Origin of the sequence: Streptomyces sp. SAJ15, assembly GCF_007595705.1 — a bacterium.
Lineage (GTDB): Bacteria > Actinomycetota > Actinomycetes > Streptomycetales > Streptomycetaceae > Streptomyces.
Genome location: NZ_NISY01000001.1, coordinates 1,050,213 through 1,070,290 on the forward strand (window position 1 = coordinate 1,050,213; position 20,078 = coordinate 1,070,290).

General features: G+C 73.3%; 13 protein-coding genes and 1 pseudogene. 10 read left to right on the plus strand and 4 right to left on the minus strand.

Annotated features, from left to right (window positions below):
* The first annotated feature begins 11 nt into the window (after positions 1 to 11).
* The 6 genes from ligA to gatB all read left to right on the plus strand — a co-directional run bounded on the left by ligA (position 12) and on the right by gatB (position 9,735).
* Positions 12 to 2,198, plus strand: coding sequence for an NAD-dependent DNA ligase LigA (ligA, locus tag CD790_RS04625; RefSeq protein ID WP_144381919.1), 2,187 nt, complete (start codon positions 12 to 14; stop codon positions 2,196 to 2,198).
* A gap of 548 nt (positions 2,199 to 2,746) precedes the next feature.
* On the plus strand, positions 2,747 to 4,843 hold the full coding sequence (locus tag CD790_RS04630; protein WP_144381642.1) for a bifunctional diguanylate cyclase/phosphodiesterase: 2,097 nt from the start codon (positions 2,747 to 2,749) through the stop codon (positions 4,841 to 4,843).
* Positions 4,844 to 6,082: 1,239 nt separating this feature from the next.
* Positions 6,083 to 6,379: an Asp-tRNA(Asn)/Glu-tRNA(Gln) amidotransferase subunit GatC gene (gene gatC, locus CD790_RS04635; RefSeq protein WP_144381643.1), complete on the plus strand. Its 297-nt coding sequence runs from the start codon at positions 6,083 to 6,085 to the stop codon at positions 6,377 to 6,379.
* Positions 6,380 to 6,381: 2 nt separating this feature from the next.
* A complete protein-coding gene (gatA, locus tag CD790_RS04640; protein ID WP_144381644.1) occupies positions 6,382 to 7,875 on the plus strand; it encodes an Asp-tRNA(Asn)/Glu-tRNA(Gln) amidotransferase subunit GatA in 1,494 nt (497 codons plus the stop codon).
* Positions 7,876 to 7,972: 97 nt separating this feature from the next.
* Positions 7,973 to 8,203 carry a hypothetical protein gene (locus CD790_RS04645; RefSeq protein WP_144381920.1) on the plus strand — a complete coding sequence of 77 codons (231 nt, stop codon included), beginning with the start codon at positions 7,973 to 7,975 and terminating at the stop codon, positions 8,201 to 8,203.
* A gap of 23 nt (positions 8,204 to 8,226) precedes the next feature.
* Positions 8,227 to 9,735: an Asp-tRNA(Asn)/Glu-tRNA(Gln) amidotransferase subunit GatB gene (gene gatB / locus CD790_RS04650; RefSeq protein ID WP_144381645.1), complete on the plus strand. Its 1,509-nt coding sequence runs from the start codon at positions 8,227 to 8,229 to the stop codon at positions 9,733 to 9,735.
* A gap of 37 nt (positions 9,736 to 9,772) precedes the next feature.
* On the opposite strand, the pseudogene CD790_RS04655 reads toward gatB, so the two are convergent.
* Positions 9,773 to 10,435: pseudogene (locus CD790_RS04655) on the minus strand (MlrC C-terminal domain-containing protein); the annotation flags it as partial.
* Positions 10,436 to 10,612: 177 nt separating this feature from the next.
* On the opposite strand from CD790_RS04655, the gene CD790_RS04660 reads away from it, so the two are divergent.
* From CD790_RS04660 to CD790_RS04670, 3 genes are all read left to right on the plus strand, one after another.
* Entirely contained in the window at positions 10,613 to 12,847 is a 2,235-nt protein-coding gene (locus tag CD790_RS04660; RefSeq protein WP_144381646.1) for an MMPL family transporter, read from the plus strand.
* Positions 12,848 to 13,020: 173 nt separating this feature from the next.
* The gene (locus CD790_RS04665) at positions 13,021 to 13,200 is read left to right on the plus strand and encodes a hypothetical protein (RefSeq protein ID WP_144381647.1); all 180 of its coding nucleotides are present in this window, start codon (positions 13,021 to 13,023) and stop codon (positions 13,198 to 13,200) included.
* A gap of 80 nt (positions 13,201 to 13,280) precedes the next feature.
* Positions 13,281 to 16,331: a helix-turn-helix transcriptional regulator gene (locus CD790_RS04670; protein ID WP_144381648.1), complete on the plus strand. Its 3,051-nt coding sequence runs from the start codon at positions 13,281 to 13,283 to the stop codon at positions 16,329 to 16,331.
* A gap of 10 nt (positions 16,332 to 16,341) precedes the next feature.
* On the opposite strand, the gene CD790_RS34405 is transcribed toward CD790_RS04670, so the two are convergent.
* The 3 genes from CD790_RS34405 to CD790_RS04680 form a co-directional block, all read right to left on the minus strand.
* Positions 16,342 to 16,512, minus strand: a complete 171-nt coding sequence (locus CD790_RS34405; RefSeq protein WP_186318862.1) for a DUF6191 domain-containing protein — start codon at positions 16,510 to 16,512, stop codon at positions 16,342 to 16,344.
* Between the two features lie 74 nt (positions 16,513 to 16,586).
* On the minus strand, positions 16,587 to 17,774 hold the full coding sequence (locus CD790_RS04675; RefSeq protein WP_399216935.1) for a PQQ-dependent sugar dehydrogenase: 1,188 nt from the start codon (positions 17,772 to 17,774) through the stop codon (positions 16,587 to 16,589).
* An 84-nt stretch (positions 17,775 to 17,858) separates the two neighbouring features.
* Complete coding sequence (locus CD790_RS04680; RefSeq protein WP_144381649.1) at positions 17,859 to 18,860, minus strand: aldo/keto reductase; 1,002 nt, start codon at positions 18,858 to 18,860, stop codon at positions 17,859 to 17,861.
* Between the two features lie 84 nt (positions 18,861 to 18,944).
* On the opposite strand from CD790_RS04680, the gene CD790_RS04685 reads away from it, so the two are divergent.
* Complete coding sequence (locus CD790_RS04685; RefSeq protein WP_144381650.1) at positions 18,945 to 19,916, plus strand: 2-hydroxyacid dehydrogenase; 972 nt, start codon at positions 18,945 to 18,947, stop codon at positions 19,914 to 19,916.
* Positions 19,917 to 20,078 lie beyond the last annotated feature (162 nt).

Consider the following 20,078-nt stretch of genomic DNA (forward strand, 5'->3'; position numbering starts at 1 on the left):
GCGGACAGCAGATGAAGGGGGTGCCCGCCGAGGCGCGGGAGAAGCACGCCCAGCTCGCTGAGCAGGTCGAGGAGCACCGCTTCCGGTACTACGTCAAGGACGCCCCGGTCATCAGCGACGCGGAGTTCGACACCCTGCTGCGCTCACTCGAGGCCCTGGAGGAGGAGTATCCGGAGCTGCGCACGCCCGACTCGCCGACCCAGAAGGTCGCGGGCTCCTATGAGACGGAGTTCACCGAGGTCGCGCACCGCGAGCGGATGCTCAGCCTGGACAACGCCTTCGAGGACGAGGAGCTGGCCGGCTGGGCGGACCGCATCGCCAGGGAGCTCGGCGCCGCCTCGTACCACTTCCTGTGCGAGCTGAAGGTGGACGGCCTCGCGGTCAACCTCACCTATGAGCACGGCCGGCTGGTGCGGGCCGCCACCCGTGGCGACGGCCGCACCGGCGAGGACATCACGCCCAACGTCCGCACCATCGCCGAGATCCCCGACCGGCTCAAGGGCGACCGGATCCCGGAGCTGGTGGAGATCCGCGGCGAGGTGTTCTTCCCGCGCGAGCGCTTCGACGAGCTCAACGCGCGCCTGGTGGAGGCCGGAAAGCCGCCGTTCGCCAACCCGCGGAACGCGGCCGCCGGCTCGCTGCGCCAGAAGGACCCCAAGGTCACCGCCGGCCGCCCGCTGCACATGGTGGTCCACGGCATCGGCGCCCGTGACGGCTTCGACATCGACTGCCTGTCCCACGCCTACGAGCTGCTGCGCGAGTGGGGCCTGCCGACCTCCACGCACCACGAGGTCGTGGACTCGCTGGACGGCGTGCGGGCCTTCATCGCGCGCTACGGCGACAGCGAGGGACGCCACTCGGTGGAGCACGAGATCGACGGCGCCGTGATCAAGCTGGACGAGATCCCGCTCCAGGGTCGGCTCGGCTCCACCTCGCGGGCCCCGCGCTGGGCCATCGCCTGGAAGTTCCCCCCGGAGGAGGTCAACACCAAGCTGGTCGACATCCGGGTCGGCGTCGGCCGCACCGGCCGGGTGACGCCGTACGCGGTGGTGGAGCCGGTCACCGTGGCCGGCTCCGAGGTCGAGTTCGCCACCCTGCACAACCAGGACGTGGTCAAGGCCAAGGGCGTGCTGATCGGCGACACGGTGGCGCTGCGCAAGGCGGGCGACGTGATCCCCGAGATCCTCGGCCCGGTGGTGGACCTGCGGGACGGCACCGAGCAGGAGTTCGTGATGCCGGCCGAGTGCCCGGAGTGCGGCAGTGGGCTGCAGCCCATGAAGGAAGGCGACATCGACCTGCGCTGCCCCAACGCCCGCTCCTGCCCCGCCCAGTTGCGGGAGCGGCTGTTCTACCTGGCCGGCCGCAAGTGCCTGGACATCGAGAACCTCGGCTATGTGGCCGCCGCCGCGCTCACCCAGCCGCTGGAGCCGGCCACCCCTCCGCTGCGCGACGAGGGTGATCTGTTCGGCCTCACCGTCGAGCAGCTGCTGCCGATCCGGTCCTATGTCCTGGACCCGGACAGCGGTCTGCCCAAGCGCGACCCGAAGACCGGCGAGGAGAAGATCGTCACCTTCTTCGCCACCCAGAAGGGCGAGCCGAAGAAGAACACCCTGGCCATGCTCGCCAACATCGAGGCGGCCAAGCAGCGTCCGCTCGCCCGGATCATCACCGGTCTGTCCATCCGGCACGTGGGGCCCGTGGCGGCGGTGGCGCTGGCCCGGGAGTTCCGCTCCATCGACCGGATCGCGGAGGCCGACGAGGCGGAGTTGGCGGCCGTCGAGGGCGTCGGCCCCACCATCGCGGCCTCGCTGAAGCAGTGGTTCGCCGAGGACTGGCACCGCGAGATCATCGAGAAGTGGCGGGCCGCCGGGGTCCGGATGGAGGAGGAGGGCGGCGAGGACGAGGGTCCCCGCCCGCTGGAGGGCGTCACCGTCGTCGTCACCGGCACCCTGCAGTCGTATACGCGCGACGGGGCGAAGGAGGAGCTCCAGCGGCGTGGCGCGAAAGTGACCGGATCCGTGTCGAAGAAGACGGACTTCGTGGTGGTTGGCGACAATCCGGGCTCCAAGTACGACAAGGCCATGCAGCTGAAGGTGCCGGTCCTCGACGAGGAGGGCTTCGGCGTGCTGCTCTCCGACGGGCCGGACGCCGCCCGTGAGGCCCGGGTGCCGGTCCCGGGCGACGAAGAGGGGGAGTAGGCCGCGGCCCGGCCCTTGAGGCCGGGTCCGCCGAAGGACGCGGGGAGGCCGCGTGGCACGAGCGGTGAGCTCGCGGCCCCCTGCCGCACCGCTGCGGACGCACTCCGGCCCCGTGCGGGCCGGCGAGTGAGCCGAAGGGCGCGCGGCTGCCGAAAGGGAGAGCGCGCGCGGAGGCCGCGAGGAACGAGTGGTCGAGCACGGTCGACCGTCGGCAGTCGCTTACAGCGCCCGGAGGCGAACCGAGCCCCCAAAGAAGGGAGGGGGCCGGCGTCAGCCATTAGGAGTAGGGCGAGGCGGTAAGCCGAGCAGTAGCGGCCCTACGGTTCTGAGGCCATTTACGGCACCGAAGGGGGGCCCGTCGGTGGACCGAGTAGTTCCGGCCACGACCGGCGGGCATCACCCTGACAGCTCATATCAGATGGTTATGGAAGGCCGGGTGGCATTCGGGCAACCGCAGCCGATCGCCGCCCGCCGTAGCCTTCTGCGGCCTACTGTTGAGGTGTGCGCCTGCCGTGGCGCGGGCACCGCCGGCTGTGAGAGGGACGGGTATGAAACCGACCGACAGCGCCGCCCCGGCGTCGCGGCTGCGCCGTCTTGCGCCACCCACCGAGCTGACCTTGTCGTCCGTGCTGCCTCCGGCGGCGGTGGTGGCGGCCACGCTCGCGTTCGGGGCCGGGATATTCCGGGTGTTCGAGGCGGAGAACGCTTTGTTCCCCGACGGGACCGTCGGCTGGTCCCTGGCCGTCCTCACCGGCATCATCGTCGGTCATCTGGTGGCGCTCGGCCGTGACCGCTGGTGGGGCGGCACCGGCTCGGGGGCCGCGTTAACCCTGGCCGCCCTGTTGTTGTACGGCTGGCTGCCCGCCGCGCTGATCAGCCTGGCGGTCGTGGTGCTGGTCGGCGCGGCGCGCCGGCACCGCTGGCGGCAGGCGCTGTTGCACGGGGCGGTCGACATCCTCGGCATCGGGGCGGCCGCGGTGGCCTTGGCGGTCTTCGGCACCGTCCCTTCGGTTGAGAACCCCTGGCACCCGGACGACTGGCGACTGTACGCGGCCCCCCAGATAGCCCTGGCCGCCTTCGGCTATCTGCTCGTCACCCGCGCCCTGCTGTGGTACGCGATGGCGCCGCCGGGTGCGGGGCTGCGGAGCGTGGCCCGCGCGGCGTTGGCCCGGCAGGCCCTGGTGGGTGTCGCGTTGCTGGGCATCGCACCGCTGATCGTGGTGGTGGCGGTGCACCGGCCGCTGATGCTGCCGCTGTTCGCGGTGCCTTTAATCGCCCTGGACTCCACGCTGTGGATCGCCCGGGTCCGGGCCGAGGAGCAGCTGCGTGATCCGCTGACCGGGCTGCCGAACCGTCAGTGGTTGCTGGATCGCACCTGGACCGCGCTGGACGAGGCCGAGCAGAAGGAAGCCCGTGCCGCACTGGTGCTGATCGACCTTGACCGGTTTCGATCCGTCAATGACACACTCGGTCACCTCGCCGGTGACCGGCTGTTGTTGCAGATAGCCGAGCGGCTGCGGCTGGCACTGCCACGCGGTGCGGAGGCGGCGCGGCTGGGCGGGGACGAGTTCGCCGTGTTGCTGCCCGTCGCGGACTCGCTCACCAGCGCCCAGCGGGTGGCCCGCCACCTCATCTCCGCGCTCAGCTCGCCGCTGGACCTGGACGGACTGACCCTGGTCCTGGAGGCCAGCGCCGGTGTCGCCGTCTACCCCGACCACGCGCTGGACGCGGAGGGGCTGCTGCGCCGCGCGGATGTGGCGATGTACCAGGCCAAGCGGGACCGTAGTGGCGCCGAGGTGTACGAGGCGCGGCGCGACGGCAACACCCCGGACCGGCTCGGCCTGCTGGGCGATCTACGGCGGGCGCTGGACGCCGGCGACGTCGAACTGCACTACCAGCCCAAGGTGGGCTTCGACGGCCATGTGGCGGGGCTGGAGGCGCTGGTGCGCTGGGTCCACCCGGACCGGGGCCGGGTGCCGCCGGACGAGTTCATCGCGATAGCCGAGAGCTCGGGGCTGATGCCCCGGCTCACCGAGTACGTGCTGGAGACCGCCCTCGGCCAGGTCGCCCGCTGGCGGGCCGACGGCCTGGAGGTGCCCGTCGCGGTCAACGTCTCGCCCCGCGACGTCCACACCCCCGGCTTCGCCGGCGCCGTCGCCGGCCGACTGGCCCGGCACGGGGTCCCTCCGGGGGCGCTGCAGCTGGAGATAACCGAGCATGTGCTGCTGGAGGACCCGCAGCGCGCGGCCGACACGCTCGCCGGCCTCACCGGGCACGGGGTGAAGATGTCCCTCGACGACTTCGGGACCGGCTACTCCTCCCTGGTCCATCTGCGCCGGCTGCCGGTCAGCGAGCTCAAGATCGACCGCTCCTTCGTGGCCCGGCTCGCCGTCGACACCGAGGACGCCGAGATCGTGCGCTGTACGGTCGACCTCGCGCACTCCCTCGGGCTGCTCGTGGTCGCCGAGGGGGTCGAGGACGACGAGACCTGGGAGCGGCTGCGGGACCTCGGCTGCGACGCGGTCCAGGGGTGGCTGGTCGCGGCCGCGATGCCGCCGGAGGAGACCACGGCCTGGTTGCGGGCCCGGGGTGAGGGGGCGCATGTGGTCGCTCCTACGGAGGACGCCGATCAGCCGGTGACGTGAGGGGCGTGGGCCTCGTCGTGTCGGCGGGGTCGTCCGGTGTGCGCGCTCTTCGCCCGAGGTCTTTCGCCCACCCACCCGCCCGTTGCCCCGGCCCGCGGCGTTGCCCCCGGGGCGGGTCCGGTCCTCTCGGCGGGGTGGCCCCCCGGTGCGCCCTCGTCGACCTCGTCTTTCGCCCGTCCACCCGCCCGTTGCCCCGGCCCGCGGCGTTGCCCCTGGGGGCGGACGCGGGGCGCTACTCCGCCCATCCCCACCGGCGCCCACATGAGCCCTGGCCAGCCAGCGATGCACGGGCGACGGCTGCGTGCCGGGCGCGCAGAGCCTGCCTGGGGTGAGGGCCCGAGAAGGAGAGGGGCAGGGCGGAAGCTCGGAGCGAGGGTGGTCCTGCCGGGGATCCGGCCATGACGGACTCGGGCCGCCCGTCCCAGCGCGAGGTCAGGTTGCGCCGGCCGTTGGGGGGAGCGGCGCGGCGATCCCCCCGTGCCAGCGGCCGGCCCCTCCTGCCGGGCCGAGGCCGCGGCCTGGAGTGCGGGTGGCCAGGGCGGCGCGAGGCGTGTCGGTCCCGTCGGGCCCCGCGGTGAGGGCCCGGCGGCCCGGCGCGGGGCAAGGCGGCGGGCTCGGAGTGGCGGGCGGGCAGGCGGGCGGATAGGGAGGCGCCCGGCGTATCGGCCCCGTGGGACCCCGCGGTGAGGGCCTGGCGGCGCCAGCCCGGGTCGAGGTCGCGGCTCGGAGTGGCGGGCGGCCTGGGAGGCGCGAGGCGTATCGGCCCCGTCGGGCCCCCGGTGAGGGCCCGGCGGCGCCGGCTCGGGGCAAGGCGGTGGGTCCGGAGTGGCAGGCGGGCAGGGGGCGAGGCGTGTCGGCCCTGTGAGGCCCCGCCGTGAGGGGCCGGGGTGCCCGCTCGGGACGAGGCCGCGGACCGGAGTGACGGGCGGGCGGGTGGGGAAACGGCCCCCGGGCGCAGCCCGGGAACGAGGGGAAACGGCCCGCGGACACGAGCCGAAACGGCCCCCGGGCACGGGCCGAAACGGCCCCCGGGCACGGGCGGAAACGGCCCCCGCGCGGAGCCCGGTACGCGGGGGGACGGGCCCCGGACACGAGCGGGAACGGGTCGCGGGCGGAGCTCGGGCGGGGGCCGTTTCGAGGGGCAAGCCACGGCGGCAGCCGAAAGCGTTTCGCCCGGATCGGGCCCCGCGCCATAGGATTGGCCGCGAAACACTCCACACTCACCCTGAGGATCGCTGCATGCCTGGCATCACGCGCGAGGAGGTCGCCCACCTCGCCCGGCTGGCGCGCCTGGAGCTGAAGGGCGAAGAGCTCGATCACTTCGCCGGTCAGCTGGACGACATCATCGGCGCGGTCGCCCGCGTCTCCGATGTCGCCGACCAAGACGTTCCGCCGACCTCCCACCCGCTGCCGCTGACCAATGTCATGCGTCCGGACGAGATCCGTCCGTCGCTGACCCCGCAGGAGGCGCTCTCCGGCGCCCCCGCCCAGGAGCAGCAGCGTTTCAAGGTGCCGCAGATCCTGGGGGAGGAGTGATCATGGCAGATCTGACCAAGCTCACCGCGGCGGAGACCGCCGCGAAGATCGCCTCCGGCGAGGTCACCGCGGTCGAGGTCACCGAGGCCCACCTGGCCCGCATCGAGGCCGTGGACGAGAAGGTGCACGCCTTCCTCCACGTGGACCGCGAGGGTGCCCTGGCCCAGGCGCGGGCGGTGGACGAGAAGCGCGCCCGGGGCGAGAAGCTCGGCCCGCTGGCCGGCGTCCCGCTCGCGCTGAAGGACATCTTCACCACCAAGGGCGTGCCGACCACCGTCGGTTCCAAGATCCTTGAGGGCTGGATCCCGCCGTACGACGCGACCCTGACGCGCAAGCTCAAGGAAGCCGACGTCGTCATCCTCGGCAAGACCAACATGGACGAGTTCGCCATGGGGTCCTCCACCGAGAACAGCGCCTACGGCCCAACCGGCAACCCGTGGGACCTCACCCGGATCCCCGGCGGCTCCGGCGGCGGCTCCTCCGCGGCGCTCGCCTCGTACCAGGCGCCGCTGGCCATCGGCACCGACACCGGCGGCTCGATCCGTCAGCCGGCCGCCGTCACCGGCACGGTCGGCGTCAAGCCGACCTACGGCGGGGTGTCCCGCTACGGCATGGTCGCCTTCTCCTCCTCCCTCGACCAGGGCGGGCCGTGCGCCCGTACGGTCCTGGACGCGGCGCTGCTGCACGAGGTGATCGCCGGCCACGACCCGCTCGACTCGACCTCCATCGACGCCCCGGTGCCGCCGGTGGTCGAGGCGGCCCGGAGCGGCAGCGTCGAGGGCATGCGCGTCGGCGTCGTCAAGCAGTTCCGCGGCGAGGGCTACCAGGCCGGCGTGATGCAGCGGTTCGAGGAGTCGGTGGAGCTGCTCAAGGAGCTCGGTGCCGAGATCGTCGAGCTGGACTGCCCCTCCTTCGACCTGGCGCTGGCCGCGTACTACCTGATCGCGCCGTCCGAGTGCTCCTCCAACCTGGCCCGCTTCGACGCCATGCGTTACGGCCTGCGGGTCGGCGACGACGGCACCAAGTCGGCCGAGGAGGTCACCTCCCTCACTCGTGAGGAGGGCTTCGGCGCCGAGGTCAAGCGCCGGATCATGCTGGGCACCTACGCCCTCTCCTCCGGTTACTACGACGCCTACTACGGCTCCGCGCAGAAGGTGCGCACGCTCATCACGAAGGACTTCGAGAAGTCCTTCGAGCAGGTCGATGTGATCGTCTCGCCGACCACCCCGACCACCGCCTTCCCGATCGGCGAGCGCGCCGACGACCCGATGGCGATGTACCTCGCGGACCTGTGCACCATCCCGACCAACCTGGCGGGCAACGCGGCCATGTCGCTGCCCTGCGGCCTGGCGCCCGAGGACGGGCTCCCGGTCGGCCTGCAGATCATCGCCCCCGCCATGGCCGACGACCGGCTGTACAAGGTCGGTGCCGCGGTCGAGGCCGCGTTCGTCGCCAAGTGGGGCCACCCGCTGCTTGAGGAGGCACCGTCCCTGTGAGCGACGCACGCGCGGCCGCCGGGCCGCAGACGACGTCGAATCCCGCGCCTCTGCGCCGCGCGGGCGGAGAAGCGAACGGAGAGATGCTGTGAGCGCCATGAAGAAGGCCAAGGGCTTCAAGAAGTCCAAGCCCGGCACCTACCTGTCCATCGGCACCACCGCCTTCGGCGCGATCAGCGTCGTCAAGCAGGCGAAGAAGGCCCGCGCCGAGCAGGACAAGCTACAGCTGGTGGACGCGGTGGTCTCGGCCGCCGCCATCATCACCGGCATCGCGCTCCTCGTCCGCGAGCTCAAGCGCCTGGGCGACGACGACGTCCTCGCGGGCTGAGCGCACTGAAAGGTTAGTTTTCCGTGACCGTCACTGAACTGGTGTCGTACGAGGACGCACTGGCCACCTTCGATCCCGTCATGGGCCTCGAGGTGCACGTCGAACTCGGCACCAAGACCAAGATGTTCTGCGGCTGCTCGACGACGCTCGGCGCCGAGCCCAACGCGCAGACCTGCCCCACCTGCCTCGGCCTGCCCGGCTCGCTCCCGGTCGTCAACGCGACCGGAGTGGAGTCCGCCATCAAGATCGGCCTCGCGCTGAACTGCGAGATCGCCGAGTGGTGCCGCTTCGCCCGGAAGAACTACTTCTATCCGGACATGCCGAAGAACTTCCAGACCTCCCAGTACGACGAGCCGATCGCCTTCAACGGCTACCTGGACGTCCAGCTGGAGGACGGCGAGGTCTTCCGCGTCGAGATCGAGCGCGCCCACATGGAGGAGGACACCGGCAAGTCGACCCACGTCGGCGGCGCCACCGGCCGTATCCACGGCGCGGTCCACTCCCTGCTGGACTACAACCGCGCCGGCATCCCGCTGATCGAGATCGTCACCAAGCCGATCGTCGGTGCGGGCGAGCGCGCGCCCGAGGTCGCCAAGGCGTACGTCGCCGAGCTGCGCGAGCTCATCAAGGCACTCGGCGTGTCCGAGGCCCGGATGGAGATGGGCCAGATGCGCTGCGACGTCAACCTGTCGCTGCGGCCGCACGGGGTCGAGAAGTTCGGCACCCGCTCCGAGACGAAGAACGTCAACTCGCTGCGCTCGGTGGAGCGCGCGGTGCGCTTCGAGATCCAGCGGCACGCCGCGGTGCTCGGCGACGGCGGCACCATCATCCAGGAGACCCGCCACTTCCACGAGGAGGACGGCTCCACCACCTCCGGCCGGGTCAAGGAGGAGGCGGAGGACTACCGCTACTTCCCGGAGCCGGACCTGGTGCCGGTGGCCCCCTCCCGGGAGTGGGTCGAGGAGCTGCGGGCGGGCCTGCCGGAGCTGCCGCGGGTGCGCCGCAACCGCCTCCGCGAGGAGTGGGGCATCTCCCAGCACGAGATGCAGTCCGTCCTCAACGCGGGCGCCATCGAGCTGATCACCGCCACCATCGACGCGGGCGCGGACGCCGCCGCCGCGCGGAAGTGGTGGATGGGTGAGCTGGCCCGCCGCGCCAACGAGGCCGGTGCGGAGCTGTCCTCGCTGGCCATCACCCCGGCCCAGGTGGCCCGGGTGTGCGCGCTGGTCGCCGACGGCTCGCTCAACGACAAGCTGGCCCGTCAGGTCATCGAGGGCGTCCTCGCCGGCGAGGGCGAGCCGGACGCCGTCGTCGAGGGCCGCGGTCTGAAGGTCGTCTCCGACGACAGCGCCCTGGGCACGGCCGTGGACGAGGCCATCGCCGCCAACGCCGCCATCGCCGACAAGATCCGCGGTGGCAAGGTGGCCGCCGCCGGCGCCCTGGTCGGCGCCGTCATGAAGGCCACCCGCGGCCAGGCCGACGCGGCCCGGGTGCGCGAGCTCATCCTGGAGAGGCTGGGCGTCGAGGGCTGACCCCGACACCCCGCCGACCGCCGTGACGGCCGTCCCCTCAGCGGGGGCGGCCGTCGCGGCGTAGCGGGTCCTCGCGCCGGAGCAGCACCGGGGTCGGCTCCGGGCCCTCGAACCCCACGTCGTCGAAGGGGTACAGCGGCCGGGCGACCCGGTGGTGGCCCAGCCGCGGCAGGTCCTGGTCCACCCCGCCCGGGGTGAGGGCGAGCAGCCAGTCGGCCGCCATCGCGTACAGCTCCGGCTCCAGATAGCCGATCTTGACCACGACCAGGTCGTAGCCGCGGGGGTCGAGCTCCCCGAAGTCGGCCAGGGTGTGGAAGGGCTTGCGGCGGCTGGTGAGCACCACGGTGACCCCGCCCGCCCGGAGCGCCGCGAGGTCGCCGCCGACCTCGTCCCCGAAGCGCAGCGACACCACCTCGCCGGTCACCTCGAGCGGTTCGGCGTGCGGTCCGGTGCCGGCGCTGAACGAGCGCCCAGTAGTCCGGGCCAGGGCGCCGGCCTGGGCCAGCGCCAGGTCGGGGGCGTCGGCGGTGACGACCACCGCCGCCCGACAGCGTGGCTCGTCCGCCCAGGCGTGGCCGACCCACAGCGCCGCGTCGACCACGCCGTCCAGCGCCTCCACAGCGGCCAGCCGCCCGAACAGCGACTTCGCCGGCTCCAGCCGGGTGCTGGTCTTCTCGCCGGGCAACAGCACGGGGATCTGGGCCCGGGGGCCGGAGGCGGGCCGTCCCGGGAGCCGGAAGCGGGCCGTCCGGGGGCCTCCGCACTCTGTGGTAAAACCCACAAAAGGGACAAATGATCTTCTCCGGCTGTCACAGTTCTGAGGACGGGGCGGGCTCCGCGCCCACCCCTCACGAACGTCCCCTCCTGAAAGCAGTCCATGACCGCTCTCGCCCGGTGGTGCATCACGCACCGCATCGCCGTCATCGTGCTGTGGCTGGTCGCCTTCGTGGGCGCCGCCGCCGCTGTCGCCGTCACCGGTACCGCGTACTCCAACGACTACGACGTGCCCGGCACGGAGTCCTCGAAGGCCGCCGCGCTGCTGAACGAGATCCACCCCGGCGAGGCGGGGGACAGCGACTCGATCGTCTGGCACACCGAGCACGGCACCGTCCGCGCCACCTCGGTCGAGGAGCGGATGGCCGCGACCCTGGACGAGGTCGGGCAGCTCCCCGGCGTCGCCTCGGTGACCAGCCCGTACGGCGCCGAGGGGGCCGGCCGGATCAGCCCCGACGGGAAGACCGCCTACGCCACCGTCGCCTTCGACGCGCCCGCCCAGGACCTGGACAAGGGCGAGGTCGAGCAGGTCGTGAAGACCGCGCGGGCGGCCGCGGACGAGGACGCGGGCCTGTCGGTCGCGCTGGGCGGCGCGGGCATCGCGCTGACCGAGGCGCCCGAAGCCGGCCACCTCAGCGAGATCATCGGCATCGGCGCCGCCGCCGTGGTGCTCTTCCTGGCCTTCGGCTCGCTGGCCGCCACCTTCCTGCCCATCGCCACCGCCGTCGTCGGCGTCGGCACCGCCTACGCGGGCATCGGGCTGCTGGGCCACGCCATGACCGTCGCCGACTTCGCGCCCATGCTGGGCCTGCTGATCGGTCTCGGCGTCGGCATCGACTACGCGCTGTTCATCGTCACCCGGCACCGGCGCGGGCTGCGCCAGGGCCTGCCGGTCGCCGAGGCCGCGCAGCGCGCCGTGGCCACCTCCGGGCGCGCGGTGGTCTTCGCGGGCGTCACCGTGTGCATCGCGCTGCTGGGCATGCTCGTCCTGCGTCTGGACTTCCTCAACGGCGTCGCCTACGCCGCCTCGCTCACCGTGGTGCTCACCGTCGCCTCCTCGGTGACCCTGCTGCCCGCGCTGCTCGGCGTGATCGGCATGAAGGCGCTGAACCGCCGCGAGCGCCGCGAGCTGACCGAGAACGGTCCGGCCCCGAAGCCGGCGACCGGCTTCGCGGCCCGCTGGTCGGCCTTCGTCGAGCGCCACCCCAAGCTGCTGGGCGCCGTCGCCGCCGTGCTGATGCTCGTGCTGGCGCTGCCCACCCTCTCGCTCCACCTGGGCACCTCCGACCAGGGCAACAACCCCACCACCGCCACCACGCGGCAGGCCTACGACATGCTCGCGGACGGCTTCGGCCCCGGCGTCAACGGCCCGCTGACCCTCGCCAGCCACGTCGACAGCGCCGCCGACAAGCTGGCCTTCACCCAGCTCGCCGACACGCTGCGCGGCACCGAGGGCGTCGCCGCGGTCGGCGGCCCGGAGCTCAGCGGCTCCCACCCGGGCGGCGTGCTGACCGTCATCCCCGAGAGCTCCCCGCAGTCCCAGGCCACCTCGGACCTGGTCGACCACCTGCGCACCGAGGTGCTGCCGGCCGCCGAGCGGGGCACCTCGCTGGACGTCCAGGTCGGCGGGCTCACCGCCAGCTACGACGACTTCGCGTCCGTGATCATCGGCAAGCTGCCGCTGTTCGTCGGCGTGGTGGTGGCGCTCGGCTGCCTGCTGCTGCTGCTCGCCTTCCGCTCCATCGGCATCCCGCTCAAGGCCGCGGCGATGAACATCTTCGCCGTCGCCTCGTCCTTCGGCGTGGTCGTCGCGATCTTCCAGTGGGGCTGGGGCAGCGGACTGCTGGGCCTGGGCGCCGCGGGGCCCATCGAGCCCTTCCTGCCGGTGATCATGGTGTCGGTGCTCTTCGGCCTCTCCATGGACTACCAGGTCTTCCTGGTCAGCCGGATGTACGAGGAGTGGCGCCAGACCCGCGACAACCGGGTCGCCGTCCGGGTGGGCCTGGCCGAGACCAGCCGGGTCATCAACTCCGCGGCCGTCATCATGATCGCGGTCTTCTCCGCCTTCGTCCTCAGCGGCGACCGGATCATCGCGATGTTCGGCATCGGCCTGGCCGCGGCCGTCGCCCTGGACGCCTTCGTCCTGCGCACGCTGCTGGTCCCCGCCCTGATGCACATGCTCGGCGCCGCCAACTGGTGGCTGCCGCGCTGGCTGGACCGCTGCCTGCCGCGCATCAGCATCGAGCCGCCGGAGGACGCGGTGCGCCAGCCGGAGCCGCTGGTCGTGCCCGCGCCCCGCGCGGAGCTGCCGGACGCGACGGGCGCCCGCACCTCCTGAGGCGATCCCCCGGGGGTCCTAAGGACCCCCGGGGGCCTCGCTCCCGCCGCCTAAGGCCCCCGGGTCGGCTGAGATCGGTCAGCCTTCCGATGTGGGCGACCCCCCTGGGAGACGAAGGTAGAGGAACCAAGACGACCTTGGTTCCTCTACCTTCGTCTCGTCAGGAGAGATCGATGCTTCACTACGAGCTGTACCAGGCCCGCCAGACCGAGCTGTTCCGCGAGGCCACCCGGGAGCGCCTCGCCCGCGAGGCCGCCCACGGCCGCCGCCGCGACGCCCGCCGAGAACCCGAGGGGCGGGTGAGCCGACACCGGGACCGGCCGGCCACCCGCGCCTACGACACCGCCGCCTGAGCGGCGCGGCCCCGGCCATGGCCGTCCGGTCGATCACGCCCTCGGAGAAACGGCCTGCCGGGACGTCAGACGCCTGTGCGATGCTCGACGGCGTGCAGAACGTCACCGTCAGCCCGGTGTTCGTCGGTCGCGGCGACGAACTGACCGCGCTCAGCGCCGCCCTCGCCCGTGCCGCCGCGGGAGAGCCCCAGGCCATGCTCATCGGCGGCGAGGCCGGCGTGGGCAAATCCCGGCTGACCGAGGAGTTCGTGGCCCGCGCCGCGGCCGACGGCGCGGTCACCGCGATGGGCGGCTGCGTCGAGATCGGCGCCGACGGGCTGCCGTTCGCCCCCGTCTCCGCCGTGCTGCGCGCGCTGCGGCGGCGGCTCGGGGACGAACTGGCGCGCGCGGCCGCCGGCCAGGAGGGCGAGCTGGCCCGGCTCCTCCCCGAGCTGGGCGAGACCACACGCGAATCCCGCGACGAGGACGGCCGGGCCCGCCTCTTCGAACTCACCACCCGGCTGCTGGAGCGGCTGGCCACCGACCGCACCCTGGTCGTCGTCATCGAGGACCTGCACTGGGCCGACCGCTCCACCCGCGAACTCCTCGGCTACCTCGTCCGCTGCCTGCACACCGCGCGGCTCCTGGTCGTCGCCACCTACCGCTCCGACGACCTGCACCGCCGCCACCCGCTGCGCCCGTTCCTCGCCGAGCTCGACCGGACGCGCACCGTCGGCCGCGTCGACCTGCCCCGCTTCACCCGGAGCGAGGTGGGCGCCCAGATCGCCGGCATCACCGGGGCCGAGCCGGACCGTTCGCTGGTGGACAAGGTCTTCCAACGCAGCGAGGGCAACGCCTTCTTCGTCGAGGAGCTCACCTGCAGCCTCGGCGGAGGATGCGGCAGCGGGCTCAGCGAATCCCTGCGCGACCTGCTGCTGGTGCGGGTGGAGGCGCTGCCCGAGGAGACCCAGCGGGTGGTGCGGATCCTCGCCAAGGGCGGCTCCGCCGTCGAGCACGAGCTGCTCGCCGCCGTCGGCGGGTTGGACGAGGACGAGCTCAACGAGGCGCTGCGCACCGCCGTCGGCGCCAGCATCCTGCGCCCCACCGGCGACGACAACCGCTACCGCTTCCGGCACGCGCTGGTCCGCGAGGCCGTCCTGGACGACATGCTCCCCGGCGAGCTGATCCGCATCGCCCGGCGCTACGCGGAGGCGGTGGAGGCCGACACCTCGCTGGTGCGGGCCGAGGAACGCGCCGCCCGGCTGGCCGACTACTGGTACCACGCCCACGACGCGGCCAAGGCGCTGCCCGCGGTGCTGGGCGCCGCCGTCGAGGCGCGCCGGCGGTACGCCCACGCCGAGCAGCTACGGCTGCTGGAGCGCGCCATGGAGCTGTGGGAGGACGCCCCCACCGAGGTGCGCGAGGTCCAGCGCCCCTTCGCGCACGCCGAGGTCTACCCGGCCTGCGGCGCCGAGGACGAGGCGCTGCGCCATGTCGACCTGCTCGCCGAGGTGGTGGCGGCCGCGTCCATGTCCGGCCAGCGGGAGCGGGCGTTCGCCGTCTGCAAGCGGGCGCTGAAGATGCTGGAGGACGCCGACGACCCGCTGCGCACCGCCTGGTTCTGGACCCAGCGCTCCAAGCTCGCGTCGGGGCTGGCGCGCGGCGACGGCTGGGCGGAGCTGAGCCGCGCCCAGGAGCTGGTGCGCGGCCTGCCGCCGTCCGCCGTGCACGCCGACGTCCTCTCCCACGTGGCCGCCTGGGGCGCCCTCCACGGCACCGGGCCGGACAGCATGGCCGTCGCCGAGCGCGCGGTCGAACTGGCCCGCCTGATGGGCGCCGAGATCACCGAGCTCAACGCCCGGATGACGCTCGGCGGGATGACGGTCGACGCGGGCGACGTGGCGAGCGGGCTCGCCACCATGCGGCAGGTGAGCCGGCGCGCCACGCAACTGGGCGACATCACCGTCCTGGTGCGCTGCTTCACCAACCTCACCTCCGTTCTGGAGGGGGTCGGCCGGTCCGCCGAGGCCGTCGAGGTGGCGGAGGAGGGGCTCGGCATCCTGCGCCACTGCGGCCTGACCGACGCCCGGGCGTGGGTGCACGGCAACCAGTCCGAGTCGCAGTTCCACCTGGGCTGTTGGACCGCGTCGGAGGAGGCCGCCGTCACCACCCGGCGGCTCACCGGCAGCAGCAAGCCCCGGGGGACCGCCGCCACCCGGCTGGCCGACCTGGCGCTGGCGCGCGGCGCGTGGGAGACCGCCGAGCGTGAACTCGCCGCGGCCCGCGAGCACTTCGGCACCCACGACCCCCAGCCGCAGTTCGCCATCCCCCTGCACCGCCTGGCGCTCGGCCTCGCCGCCGCCCGCGGTCGTGTGCTCGACGCCCGCGCCGTCCTCGACGGCGCCCTCGCGGAGGGCTTCGCCCGCGGCACCGAACGCTACGCCTGGCCGCTGCTGCTCGCCGCCGCCACCGCCGAGGCCGACGCCCGCGGGCTGCCGGCCGCCGAGGAGGGCCGGGCGGAGGTGCTGCACCGGATCCGCACGGCCGCGCGGGACCTGCCGCGGGCGGTGCCCGTGTGGGAGGCGCACGCCCTGATGCTGGAGGCCGAGCTGCTGCGCGCCGAGGGCCGTGACGAGGCCGCGGCGTGGGAGCGGGCGGCCGCGGCCCTCGCCCCGCTGGACCGCCCCCACCCGCTCGCCCAGGCCCGGCACCGCTGGGCCGAGGCGCTGCTCGTCGCGGGCGGCACGGCGCCCGGCGTACGGGACCGGGCGGCCGACCTGCTCGCCGAGGCGCTGGCGACCGCCGAACGGCTGGACGCCCGCCCGCTGCGCGAGGAGATCGAACTGCTGGCCCGGCGCGCCCGCCTCTCCCTCGACGCCCACCGGCCCGACCGCGCGCCGTGCGGGCCCGCCGAGACCCCGGCCGCCGACCCCGCCGAGGCGCTCGGGCTCACCCCGCGCGAGCGGGACGTGCTGCGCCTGGTGGCGGTGGGGCGTACCAACCGGCAGATCGCCGAGGAGCTGTTCATCTCGCCGAAGACCGCGAGCGTGCACGTCTCCAACATCCTGGCCAAGCTGGAGGTCTCCGGCCGCGGTGAGGCGGGCGCGCTGGCCCACCGGCTGCGCCTGGTCGACGGCCTGGCCGCGCGCTGAGCCGAAACGTTCAGTCGTCCGCCCGGCGGGGGCGGATCACCACCTGCCCGGAGTCCAGGTCGACGGGGCCCCGGCCGGGGTCGGCGGAGCCGGTCTCGTCCAGGGTGATCTCGTTGCGTCTGCGCTCTTCCTCGGTGTGCCGGCGTCCGGGTGAGAACAGCTGCTCGATGAGGTTGAACATGTGGCCCCCCGTCTCCACGTGCGCCTGCCCGCCAGTGTAGGCAGACGCGCGACGGAGCGGCCGGTCCGCGAGGGTCAGCCGACCTTCACCCGCAGGATCCGGTCATCCTGCCCACCCGGGTCGCCACGTCCGTCGGTGTTGCTGGTCACCAGCCACAACCCGCCGTCGTCGGTGGCGACCACCGTACGCAGCCGGCCGTAGGTGCCCTCGAAGAACGCCTGCGGCTTCGTCACCGGCTCGGTGCCGCGCAGGGGAATCCGCCACAGCCGCTCGCCGCGCAGCCCGGCCATCCAGAGGGAGCCCTCGGCGAAGGCCAGGCCACTGGGGGAGGCGTCCGCGACCCGCCACTGCTCCACCGGGTTCACCAGTCCCTCCGCGGCGGCGTCGGGCACCGTGCCCTCGGCCCGCGGCCAGCCGTAGTTCCTGCCCGGCTCGATCAGGTTCAGCTCGTCCCAGGTCTGCTGCCCGAACTCGCTGGCCCACAGCCGCTTGTCCGCGTCCCAGGCCAGGCCCTGCACATTGCGGTGGCCGTACGAGTACACCACCGAGTCGCCGTCCGGGTTGCCGTGCACCGGCTGGCCGTCCGGCGTCATCCGCAGGATCTTGCCGCCCAGCGACTTCTTGTCCTGCGCCAGACTGCGGTCGCCGCCCTCGCCCGTGCCCGCGTAGAGCATCTTGTCCGGGCCGAAGGCGATCCGTCCGCCGTTGTGGATCGCCCCCTTGGGAATGCCCTTGAAGACCGTGTCCGGGGCGCCCAACTGGTCGCCCTCGGGGCGCTGCGGGTCGTAGAGCAGCCGGGCGATGCGGTTGTCGGAGGCGGTGGTGAAGTAGGCGTAGATCAGATGGTCGGCGCCGAAGTCGGGGGAGAGCGCCAGCCCCAGCAGCCCGCCCTCGCCTCCGGGCGCGACCCCGCGCACCGTGCCCAGCTCGGTCTTCTTCCCGTCCTCGCGGCCGATCCGGTAGATCTTCCCGGTGTCGCGGGAGGACACCAGCAGGTCGCCGTCGGGCAGCGGCGCCAGCCCCCAGGGGCTCTCGACGCCGGTGGCGACCGTCTCCACCACCTTCGCCGAGCCCCGCGCGGGCGCGCCCGAGGGAGAGGGCGAGGCCCCGCCGGGCGAGGGCGACCCGCTCGCGGAGCCCGTGGGCCCCGACGTACGCGCGCTCGGCCGCCCCGGCCCGCCGCCCTCATCGTCGGAGGAGCACCCCACCGCCAGCACCAACGCACCAGCGGCGAGCACTGCGGTCACACCAGCACGTCGCACGTTCGGCTTCCTCTCCGCGATCGACTCCGGCCAGACTAGCCGCGATGGCGGCCTCAGGCGGCGGACCCGGCGGACAGGACGAGCTCAGTCCCAGGACCCCAGCGCGGCGGGCAGTCCCGCTATCTCGGCCAAATCGTCCTCGGTCAACCGCAGTTCGGCCGCCGCGGCGTTCTCCGTCACCCATGCGGCCCGCTTCGCCCCCGGTACGGGGATCACGTGCGGGCTCCGCGCCAGCAGCCACGCCAGGGCGACCTGAGCCGCCGTCACCTCGGGGCCGTGGCGGCGAGCCACCCGCCGCAGCCCGGCGACGATGGGCTGGTTGGCGGCCATCATCTCGGCGGTGAAGCGCGGATGACGGGCGCGCACGTCATCGGGTTCGAAGCCCTGGCCGGGGGTGAGGGTGCCGCTGAGGAAGCCGTTGCCCAGCGGCATGGCGGCCAGGACGCCGACCCCGCGCGCCGCGCACCAGGGGACCAGGGAGTCCAACGCCTCGGGGGACCAGACCGACAACTCGGCCTGGACACAGCTGACCGGGAAGACCTGCTGCACCCGGTCCAGCTGACGGATCGTGGCGTCGTGCATCCCGGCGCCCGGCCGCCGCTGCGCCGCGCGGGCGCCGACGGCGCACAGCCCCAGCGCCCGGACCTTCCCGGCGGCGACCAACTCGGCCATGGCGCCCCAGGTCTCCTCGATCGGCACCTCGGGGTCGGGGCGGTGCAGCTGGTAGAGGTCGATGACGTCGGTCTGCAGCCGCCGCAGCGAGGCGTCGCAGGCCCGCTTGACGTAGCCGGGGCGGCCGTTGGCGACGACATGGCTGTCACCGACCAACAGGCCGACCTTGGTGGAGACGAAGGCGCCGGCCCGCCGTTGCCGGAGCACCCGGCCGACCAGCAGCTCATTGGTGAACGGCCCGTACATGTCCGCGGTGTCGAGCAGGCTGACCCCGCTGTCCAGCGCGGTGTGCAGGGTCCGCAGCGACTCCTCGCCGCTGCGCCGCGAGGCGGTGTAGGCCCAGCTCATGGGCATGCAGCCGAGGCCGATCGCACCCACTCGCAGCGTCGCCGCACCGATAGTCCTGCGCTCCACCTGGCCGCACCCTCCCCGTATGCTCCCGTCCCGCGCACCCAAACTAACGTCTGTGTCTCGCACGGCTTCGCATAGCCTCCTGGCATGAGTGCAGAACACAGCGATCCCGCCCCGTCCCAGCGGCCCCTGGTGTGGCTGCCGATCCCGCCCGAGGAGATCGACGGGCTGCCGTCGGAACTGGAGTACGCGCACTGGGACGGTGGGCCCGACTACCCCACCGACCCGGCCCGCTGCGCGTTCTACTGCGTGCCGTACATGAAGGCCGACGAGGTCTACGTCCGTCCGCTGCGCGCCATGACCGGGCTGCGCGTGATCCAGACGCTCACCGCCGGCACGGACCACGTGGAGCACGCGCTGAACTGGCTGCCGCCGGGTGTGGTGCTGTGCAACGCGCGCGGGGTGCACGACGCGAGCACCGCCGAGCTCGCCCTGACCCTGATCCTGGCGGCGCTGCGCGACATCCCCGGCTTCACCCGCGCCCAGGACGCGGGGGAGTGGCGCCCCGGCTTCCGTCCGGCACTCGCCGACAAGACGGTGCTGATCGTGGGCTACGGCGCGATCGGCGCCGCCATCGAGGACCGGCTCGCGCCCTTCGAGTGCGAGCGGGTGGTGCGCGTCGCGCGCACCGCGCGTGCCTCCGAACGCGGCCCGGTGCATCCGATCGACGACCTGCCGCGGCTGCTGCCGGACGCCGATGTCGTGGTGCTGGCCACGCCGTTGACGGAGGCCACCCGCGGGCTGGCGGGCGCCGCGTTCCTGGGCCGGATGAAGGACGGCGCGCTGCTGGTCAACATCGCGCGCGGCCCCGTGGTGGACACCAAGGCGCTGCTGGCCGAGCTGGAGTCGGGGCGGCTGCGCGCCGCGCTGGACGTGACCGACCCGGAGCCGCTGCCGACCGGGCACCCGCTGTGGCACGCTCCTGGTGTCCTGATCACTCCGCACGTGGGCGGCCCCTCCTCGGCCTTCCGGCCGCGCGCCGAGCGGCTGTTGCGTGATCAGCTGCGGCGGTTCGCGGCCGGTGAGCCCCTGCGTCATGTGGTGGCGTCAACCGGCTGATCTCGGCCGTCACCATCCCCATCACGGCCAAAACCCCGGTTGACATGCCGCTGGCACCACGCAGAGGCACCGTCTGTGTGCGGTGAGTATTCAATCCGCCCTAGTCCATTACGCTGGGTAGATGGCCTATGTCCCTGAGTGACCGATCTGGTGTATCGTCCC

What these genes read in the sequence shown, in the direction of transcription:
- CD790_RS34405 (WP_186318862.1), bottom strand. Translation starts at nt 16,512, where the DNA reads ATGTTCAACCTCATCGAGCAGCTGTTCTCACCCGGACGCCGGCACACC.
- gatC (WP_144381643.1), top strand. Translation starts at nt 6,083, where the DNA reads ATGCCTGGCATCACGCGCGAGGAGGTCGCCCACCTCGCCCGGCTGGCG.
- CD790_RS04670 (WP_144381648.1), top strand. Translation starts at nt 13,281, where the DNA reads ATGCTCGACGGCGTGCAGAACGTCACCGTCAGCCCGGTGTTCGTCGGT.
- gatA (WP_144381644.1), top strand. Translation starts at nt 6,382, where the DNA reads ATGGCAGATCTGACCAAGCTCACCGCGGCGGAGACCGCCGCGAAGATC.
- CD790_RS04645 (WP_144381920.1), top strand. Translation starts at nt 7,973, where the DNA reads ATGAAGAAGGCCAAGGGCTTCAAGAAGTCCAAGCCCGGCACCTACCTG.
- CD790_RS04630 (WP_144381642.1), top strand. Translation starts at nt 2,747, where the DNA reads ATGAAACCGACCGACAGCGCCGCCCCGGCGTCGCGGCTGCGCCGTCTT.
- CD790_RS04660 (WP_144381646.1), top strand. Translation starts at nt 10,613, where the DNA reads ATGACCGCTCTCGCCCGGTGGTGCATCACGCACCGCATCGCCGTCATC.
- ligA (WP_144381919.1), top strand. Translation starts at nt 12, where the DNA reads ATGAAGGGGGTGCCCGCCGAGGCGCGGGAGAAGCACGCCCAGCTCGCT.
- CD790_RS04665 (WP_144381647.1), top strand. Translation starts at nt 13,021, where the DNA reads ATGCTTCACTACGAGCTGTACCAGGCCCGCCAGACCGAGCTGTTCCGC.
- CD790_RS04685 (WP_144381650.1), top strand. Translation starts at nt 18,945, where the DNA reads ATGAGTGCAGAACACAGCGATCCCGCCCCGTCCCAGCGGCCCCTGGTG.